Consider the following 3,997-nt stretch of genomic DNA (forward strand, 5'->3'; position numbering starts at 1 on the left):
TTCGGCTGAGACTTAGGACCCGACTTACCCCGGGCTGATTGGCATTGCCCGGGAAACCTTAGACTTATGGCGGAGGGGAATCTCACCCCTCTTATCGTTACTTATACCTACATTTGCTTTACCATGCGCTCCAGGATCAGTTATCTTCACCATTCGACGCACATGGTATGCTCCCCTACCGATACTTTTATAATTACTATCCCGCGCCTTCGGCATCTGCCTTATACCCGATTATTATCCATGCCCGGACCCTCGACTAGTGAGCTGTTACGCACTCTTTGAATGAATGGCTGCTTCCAAGCCAACATCCTAGCTGTCATAGGGACCAGACTTCGTTAGACTAACTCAGACAGAATTTCGGGGCCTTAGACGGCGGTCTGGATTCTTCTCCTCTCGGGGACGGACCTTAGCACCCGCCCCCTTACTGCATGGCTGCAATCCGTAAGCATTCGGAGTTCGTCAGGTCTCGATAGGCGGTGAAGCCCTCTTGACCTATCGGTCGCTCTACCTCTCACGGAGATCACCACACGCGGCACCTAAATGCCTTTCGGGGAGTACGAGCTATCTCCAAGTTTGATTGGCCTTTCACTCCTACACTCAACTCATCCAGAAGCTTTTCAACGCTTATTGGTGCGGTCCTCCATTCCGTGTTACCGGAACTTCAACCTGGTCAAGTGTAGATCACTTGGTTTCGCGTCTACCCCCACCAACTATAACGCACTAATGTGCGCTTTGTCTCTAAAAGACAAACGCCCTATTCAGGCTCGCTTTCACTGCGGCTTGGGGACTAATGGCCCTTAACCTTGCTGGTGATGGTAACTCGTAGGTTCATTATGCAAAAGGCACGCCGTCACTGCATAAAGCAGCTCCGACCGCTTGTAGGCGTATGGTTTCAGGAACTATTTCACTCTTCTTATCGAAGTGCTTTTCACCTTTCCCTCACGGTACTGGTTCACTATCGGTCTCACAGGAGTATTTAGCCTTACCGGATGGTCCCGGCGGATTCGCGCAGAATTCCTCGTGTTCCGCGTTACTCAGGATACCGCTATGTTGCAATTAGCTTCGCATACTGGACTTTCACCATCTGCGGTTCTTCTTTCCAGAAGATTCTGCTCACTGCATGCATACAATGTCGCGGTCCTACTACCCCGCGGCTGCGTTGCCACAGTCACGGTTTGGGCTGTTCCCCGTTCGCTCGCCACTACTAAGGGAATCATTATTTATTTTCTCTTCCTGCAGGTACTAAGATGTTTCAGTTCCCTGCGTTAGCTCTCACGCTTAGCGTGAGTGACCGTCCTTCAGACGGCCGGGTTGTCCCATTCGGAAATCTTCGGATCAAAGGTTATTTGCACCTACCCGAAGCTTATCGCAGCTTATCACGTCCTTCATCGCCTCTGTGAGCCTAGGCATCCACCATACGCCCTTTCTTACTTTCTTCTTATAAAGGATAAAGCAAGAATACATAAAGCAACATGAATTGCTCTTTATTCTTACTGCTTCACCTTTTGAAGCTCATACTTTCAGCTGTCAAGTGAAATCATATCTTGCGATTTGATTTCTAAGATTGAACTTAGTTTACTTTACAGTTTTTGCTTGTGTCAATATGTCAAAGATCGTTTGGACAATCACAAGGCTTAAAGCCTTCTCATGTCACTTGTGTGGAGAATAACGGATTCGAACCGTTGACCCCCTGCTTGCAAAGCAGGTGCTCTAGCCAGCTGAGCTAATCCCCCATTTTTTTAATGCATAATGAAGAATGCATAATGCATAATTACGCTACTCTTTATTTGCATCATCTTAGGAGAAGTTCAAAATTCTAATGCTGTCATCATTTATGAATTATGCATTAAGAATTATGAATTAAAGAAGTAGTCCCAGGCAGACTTGAACTGCCGACCTCCACATTATCAGTGTGGCGCTCTAACCAACTGAGCTATAGGACTATTGTCAATTCATAACATGAAAGACATAATATTTATGTTTCATTCTTATGAATCCCGGTTGGTTGCTGTCCAAGACCTGGGCTTCAATCGCCCGGCTTCCTTTTTCTCTATATCTTAAACAGTTCCGTGAGTACAAGAAGAACAGTAGAAAGCGTGTCCTATCTTTCTCTATTATTTACCCTATTGTCATTACTATTAACTTGTCTACTCGTAAACTATTAACTTGTCAACTTGTTAACTCGTCAACCTGTCTACTTGTCAACTTGGAAATCCGTCTCCAGAAAGGAGGTGTTCCAGCCGCACCTTCCGGTACGGCTACCTTGTTACGACTTAGCCCCAATCACCAGTTTTGCCCTAGGCCGTTCCTTGCGGTCACAGACTTCAGGCACCCCCGGCTTTCATGGCTTGACGGGCGGTGTGTACAAGGCCCGGGAACGTATTCACCGCGCCATGGCTGATGCGCGATTACTAGCGAATCCAGCTTCGTGGGGTCGGGTTGCAGACCCCAGTCCGAACTGGGACCGGCTTTAAGGATTAGATCGTATTTGCATACAACCAACGCTCTGTACCGGCCATTGTAACACGTGTGTAGCCCCGGACGTAAGGGCCGTGCTGATTTGACGTCATCCCCACCTTCCTCACACCTTACGGTGGCAGTATCTCCAGAGTGCCCAGCATTACCTGATGGCAACTGAAAAAAGGGGTTGCGCTCGTTATGGCACTTAAGCCGACACCTCACGGCACGAGCTGACGACAACCATGCAGCACCTTCACAGACGCCCCGAAAGGCCTTGGCATCTCTGCCGCGTTCGTCTGCAATTCAAGCCCGGGTAAGGTTCCTCGCGTATCATCGAATTAAACCACATGTTCCTCCGCTTGTGCGGGCCCCCGTCAATTCCTTTGAGTTTCACCGTTGCCGGCGTACTCCCCAGGTGGGATGCTTAATGCTTTCGCTTGGTCGCTAATTCTAAAGTGAACTAACAACGGGCATCCAGCGTTTACTGTGCGGACTACCAGGGTATCTAATCCTGTTTGATACCCGCACCTTCGAGCTTCAGCGTCAGTTGTGCTCCCGTAAGCTGCCTTCGCAATCGGAGTTCTTCGTCATATCTAAGCATTTCACCGCTACACGACGAATTCCGCCTACGTTGCGCATACTCAAGTGAACCAGTTCGCGCTGCAATTCAGACGTTGAGCGTCTACATTTCACAACACGCTTAATCCACGGCCTACGCTCCCTTTAAACCCAATAAATCCGGATAACGCCCGGACCTTCCGTATTACCGCGGCTGCTGGCACGGAATTAGCCGGTCCTTATTCATGTGGTACCTGCAATAAACTACACGTAGCTCACTTTATCCCCACATAAAAGCAGTTTACAACCCATAGGGCCGTCATCCTGCACGCTACTTGGCTGGTTCAGGCTCTCGCCCATTGACCAATATTCCTCACTGCTGCCTCCCGTAGGAGTTTGGACCGTGTCTCAGTTCCAATGTGGGGGACCTTCCTCTCAGAACCCCTACTGATCGTTGCCTTGGTGGGCCGTTACCCCGCCAACAAGCTAATCAGACGCATCCCCATCACTGACCGATAAATCTTTCGTTTTCGTTAGATGTCTGCTGAAAACCTCATAAGGTATTAGTCCGACTTTCGCCGGGTTATCCCTTAGTCAGAGGCAGGTTGGATACGCGTTACTCACCCGTGCGCCGGTCGACGCCCATCGAAGCAAGCTTCAATGTCGTTTCCCCTCGACTTGCATGTGTTAAGCCTGTAGCTAGCGTTCATCCTGAGCCAGGATCAAACTCTCCATTGTAAAGTTCCTTCACATTCTCTTTCGTGACTCGGAAAAGAATAAATTCTCTTCTCTCGCTACTAAGAGAATTGTAAAATAAGTTTGAAAGGTTAATAAGCAATAAATCAAAATGCTAAAAGCATTCAATCAACCACTCATACCTTGAATAATCTGTTCAGAACGAATCTCCTTGATTTAATAGTAAAAAAGTAAATTGAAAGTAACAAAACAAAAAGGCAAAAAAGCAAAAACTTCACTCCTT

General features: G+C 48.0%; 2 tRNA genes and 2 rRNA genes. All 4 read right to left on the reverse strand.

The window, feature by feature from the left end:
- Positions 1–1,437: ribosomal RNA gene (locus tag HMPREF9145_RS04915) — 23S ribosomal RNA — on the reverse strand; the annotation flags it as partial.
- A gap of 222 nt (positions 1,438–1,659) precedes the next feature.
- Positions 1,660–1,733, reverse strand: a tRNA-Ala gene (locus HMPREF9145_RS04920).
- Positions 1,734–1,869: 136 nt separating this feature from the next.
- Positions 1,870–1,943: transfer RNA gene (locus tag HMPREF9145_RS04925), tRNA-Ile, on the reverse strand.
- Positions 1,944–2,224: 281 nt separating this feature from the next.
- Positions 2,225–3,756, reverse strand: a 16S ribosomal RNA gene (locus HMPREF9145_RS04930).
- Between the last annotated feature and the right edge of the window lie 241 nt (positions 3,757–3,997).

This window comes from Segatella salivae F0493, assembly GCF_000477535.1.
GTDB classification, from domain to species: Bacteria; Bacteroidota; Bacteroidia; order Bacteroidales; family Bacteroidaceae; genus Prevotella; species Prevotella salivae.